This window comes from Oceanobacillus caeni (genome assembly GCF_042678465.1).
In the GTDB taxonomy this organism is placed as follows: Bacteria; Bacillota; Bacilli; order Bacillales; family Amphibacillaceae; genus Oceanobacillus; species Oceanobacillus caeni.
The window spans coordinates 1-4,088 of sequence record NZ_JBHTKV010000056.1 but is presented as its reverse complement, the minus strand read 5'-3'; the positions used below and the strand labels follow the sequence as shown (position 1 = coordinate 4,088).

Below are 4,088 nucleotides of genomic sequence, written 5' to 3'. Positions count from 1 at the left end.
AGAGGGTTAGCTTGGTCAAATTCGTCAGCTACCAAAAGTGGCGATTACCCAAGAAGCCCCCACTTCAAGCAACCCGTAAGGATGGTAAGAGGGGGTAGTTCACTGAGTTTAGAATTATATGTTAATCATAAACGTTTAAGGAGAAGGCACCATCATTGTTGGATTCAATCCAACTATGGGTGGTGCATTTTCTATTTAGCGGGAAGGAAATCTTTCCCGTCTAGAGCTTCGATTACTCGTTCTACCGTAAAGATTTGAATAAGTGCATTTAAGGTATATGTCTATAAAGCTTGGCAAATACCAGTTTTTCAAAAAAATGAAATGTTAGATTCTGAAAAGCTCGTCTAATTTTTTATCACCCGCATACAATATTTTGAGGTGAAAAAATTGAGAGAAGCGCAGGTAGACAAATTACATATCTTCTTAGTGATGTTCTTCATTAGTTTAATCATGAGTATCCAATCTCCAATTTTCACTCCTTATGCAGCGATGGTAGGTGCGTCAGGTGTATTAATTGGTATTATGCTTAGTGTTTCACAGTTGGCAAATTTAACTGGAAATTTGATTGCTGGTCCTTTGGTTGATCGGTTTGGAAAGCGAATTTTTATTACTCTGCCTTTACTTGTGTCTGGCATTTTGTTCATCGCCCATGGTGTTGTTGGTGATACGGTTAGCTTGTTAATGCTTAGGGCCATGAATGGATTTTCGTTAGCGTTTTTAATTCCAGCAGCAATGGCATTACTTTCGGGATATGCCAAAAATAGTGTACAGCAAGGAAAAAACATGGCAATTAATGGAATACTAGGAACGATTGCTAGTATCGTAGCTCCTGTAATCGGAGGACAACTAGGTGTGTCGATAGGGTATGCCAATACGTATTTCGTAATAGGTTCTGGATTAATTTTAACCTCTATCTATACGATGAAATTTATAAATGAAAGACAAATTGTTATGATGAAAAGGAACTCAAAAACAGTTTTGAGTCTGTGGGATGTTTTAACTACACCGGGTCTTCAGGTTGTATTTTTGACTGGATTTGCGGTGATGTATATTCATGGGGTCCTTATTTATGAAATTCCTTACTTAACGGTAGAAAAAGGTTTATCTACTGCGGTTACTGGACAATTATTTAGTTATTTTGGTATTGGAACGTTTATATCCTTATCATTGCTTTTTATTAATAGGTTCGACCCTGTGAAGCGGTTGATCCTCGGGTTATTTGGAATGTGTATAAGTTTGTTTGCACTATTTAATTCTCTTCTATCATTAAGCATATTGGTTTTCCTTATTGGTGTCTTTTTTGGAATTATGATGCCGGCGATGGCTACTGCATTAACGGATGTTGTTTCAAGTGAAGGGCATGGGAGAGCTTTTGGCGTTATGTCAGCAGTTTATTCGTTAGGGATGATTTTCAGTACCTTTTTTACAGGTATTATTCGTAGCTTTATTTCACCTTATTTTATTGCATTTTTGATAGGAATGGTTGTTTTGACACTGATTGGTTATTCAAAACTGCAATCTCCAAGTCCAACGAAGTCTTATTAGGAAGGGGAAGGGAAAATGAAAAAAATACTTCTAGCTATTGGGGTTATAGCAATTCTTGGATTTGTTGCTTATTTAGAAAAACCTGAAAATAACTACCATGGTTTCGTTCCTGATTTACACGTCGATTCAACACCTACCATTCGCGAAGAAATCGAAAAGGAAATTGAGGAGGAATCCATTGAAGCTTATGCTCACTTGGAACAAGAAAGTACTCCTGCCATGTCGAGTGTGGAGCTTGAATTGGTAGATACTTATGAAGAGGATGGCTATATGGTTGAAAAATATCGGAAATATGAGGTGTATAGAAATGATGATGGTGTTATTGTGAAAAAAGAACCGACTTCAAACTATGAATTTTTAAAATATAAAATAGACGAATCGAGTGAGTCTATGGGAACACATAATTAAAACTGGCTAAGATAGATTGGCCAGTTTTTTGGTTAGAAAAGAAGAAATAGCATAAACTATAAAAAAGAAGGTGACTAAAGTGGAAGAAAATAAAGAAAAATATACGGTTGCAGGAACTGATATTGAAGAAGTAAAAAGAAAGAATGCGGAATCTGGACTATCCTATAATGAGGTAAAGGCATTACTAGCATCAACAGGAGGTCTAGAAACATCCGTTTACAGTAATACGGATGTAGAGGAAATTAAAAAGAAATTGAACTCTGATTAAAAAAGAATAAGTGATAGAAAGGGAGCCGATACATGCATTAGCGTTTGTTGGCTTCCTTTCAGTAGGTATGAATTACCTTGTTTTATTTATCCACCTAAACGGGCAGTAAGACTCCGATCTTAAGCTTTTGGGAAAGGTGGGAAATCATCAGTGGGGGATGAAAGAAACCCCACACCGATGGTTAGTCTTCTTTATACTTCCACCTTAGCTAAAATGGAAAATACCTGTTTTAAGTCTTGAATTAAATCTTCTGCTTTCTCAACTCCAACTGAAAAACGTAATAGTCGATTATCTACTCCTCGTTCTATGCGTTCTTCCAGTGGGATATCAGCATGAGTTTGAGTTGCTGGATAAGTAATAAAGCTTTCGACGCCACCAAGACTTTCCGCGAATGTAATAACTTGAAGATTTTGTAAAAATGTATCCACCCATTGGCTTTCTTGTAATTTGAAGGAAAGCATACCGCCTTTACCTGGATAATATACGTCACTAACCAAGGCTTCGTTCTTTAAATAAGAAACAATGCTTTTTGCATTTTCTACATGTTTATCCATCCGTAATGAAAGTGTTTTTAATCCTCTTATTAAGAGCCAACAATCAAAAGGTGAAAGGACAGCACCAGATGCATTATGGATGAAGGATAATTTTTCACAAATTTCATTGCCTTTTGCAACAACTAAACCAGCTAATACATCGTTATGTCCCCCGATATATTTTGTCGCACTGTGAACAACAATGTCTGCACCTAAGTCAAGAGGTCGCTGTAAGTAGGGGGTCATAAACGTATTGTCTACAATCAGTAAAAGATTGTGTTTTTTGGTGATAGCTGCAATCTGGGCAAGGTCAATTTCTTGCATTAATGGATTCGTTGGCGTTTCGAGAAATATGGCTTTTGTATTTTCGGTGATTAATTGCTCGATTTGCTGATTGTTTTCAAAATCGGTGTATGTCGTTTGAATATGGTATGTATCTGCGTAATGTTGAAGCAAGCGATAGGTACCACCGTAAATATCTTTAGGAACAATCAACTGATCCCCAGGTTTAAACAAAGAAAGAACGAGCTCGATTGCTGCCATGCCAGAACTACATGCAAATCCGCTATCTCCATTTTCTAGATCAGCAAAGCCCTCTTCCAATATGGTTCTTGTAGGATTTTTTGTTCGGCTGTAATCGAATCCAGTTGATTGGCCTAGTCCTTGATGTTGGTATGCCGTCGATAAATAAATAGGTGGATTGACAGCCCCCGTTGATTGATCACTCTTATTGCCTAATTGAACCAATCTCGTTTCTATACTTTTGTCTGACATTTTTTCATCTCCTTATAAATGAGTGGACCCTGCAAGGAAGCCCTATTGTTTCATCGTAGGATAATCAATAGTAATATTACGTTAATATTCGTTTGCTAATTACTATTTCCTGATCTTATTTTTCACATGAATCAAATGCTAAAATAAAACCCTCTTCCTATAGATAAGAAGAGGGTTGATGCACAATGGCTATTTTCTCTTCTTATCTACAAGCATGATGCTCCTGGAATTGGCACAGTTCTCTGTAAAGTCTGTTGCCGAGGCTTCAAAGGGCCAGTCCCTCCACCTCTCTGGATAAGAAATTTGGATATTCAGTTAAATATTAGACTACACGTATTCGTATTAATTGTCAATAAGAATTTTGGTAATTTTTTGTTTTTTACATAGAAGGTTTTTACATAGAATCATTCTTCATAAACATAATTTCCCTATTACACGGACAAAGTCATCATTTAGTAGGGAGGAAAAGTCCGTGACAAGAGTTGCACCTGGTTCTGTCAAGTAGACAGTACTGAAGTGTCTCTAAATTTTCACCTAATACATTGTCTTACCAAATATTT

At 36.7% G+C, this 4,088-nt stretch carries 4 protein-coding genes and 1 riboswitch; of the genes, 3 read left to right on the top strand and 1 reads right to left on the bottom strand.

Annotation, left to right across the window (positions count from 1 at the left end):
- The first annotated feature begins 387 nt into the window (after positions 1-387).
- The 3 genes from ACFQ18_RS17880 to ACFQ18_RS17870 all read left to right on the top strand — a co-directional run bounded on the left by ACFQ18_RS17880 (position 388) and on the right by ACFQ18_RS17870 (position 2,221).
- Positions 388-1,545, top strand: coding sequence for an MFS transporter (locus ACFQ18_RS17880; RefSeq protein ID WP_225344215.1), 1,158 nt, complete (start codon positions 388-390; stop codon positions 1,543-1,545).
- 15 nt (positions 1,546-1,560) lie between these two features.
- Complete coding sequence (locus ACFQ18_RS17875) at positions 1,561-1,953, top strand: hypothetical protein (protein WP_047186624.1); 393 nt, start codon at positions 1,561-1,563, stop codon at positions 1,951-1,953.
- A gap of 79 nt (positions 1,954-2,032) precedes the next feature.
- The gene (locus ACFQ18_RS17870; protein WP_047186623.1) at positions 2,033-2,221 is read left to right on the top strand and encodes a hypothetical protein; all 189 of its coding nucleotides are present in this window, start codon (positions 2,033-2,035) and stop codon (positions 2,219-2,221) included.
- A gap of 191 nt (positions 2,222-2,412) precedes the next feature.
- Here ACFQ18_RS17870 and ACFQ18_RS17865 read toward each other — a convergent pair whose 3' ends face one another.
- A complete protein-coding gene (locus ACFQ18_RS17865; RefSeq protein ID WP_047186622.1) occupies positions 2,413-3,528 on the bottom strand; it encodes a methionine biosynthesis PLP-dependent protein in 1,116 nt (371 codons plus the stop codon).
- Between the two features lie 199 nt (positions 3,529-3,727).
- Positions 3,728-3,829, bottom strand: a riboswitch (SAM riboswitch).
- Positions 3,830-4,088 lie beyond the last annotated feature (259 nt).

What these genes read in the sequence shown, in the direction of transcription:
- ACFQ18_RS17865 (WP_047186622.1), bottom strand. Translation starts at nt 3,528, where the DNA reads ATGTCAGACAAAAGTATAGAAACGAGATTGGTTCAATTAGGCAATAAG.
- ACFQ18_RS17875 (WP_047186624.1), top strand. Translation starts at nt 1,561, where the DNA reads ATGAAAAAAATACTTCTAGCTATTGGGGTTATAGCAATTCTTGGATTT.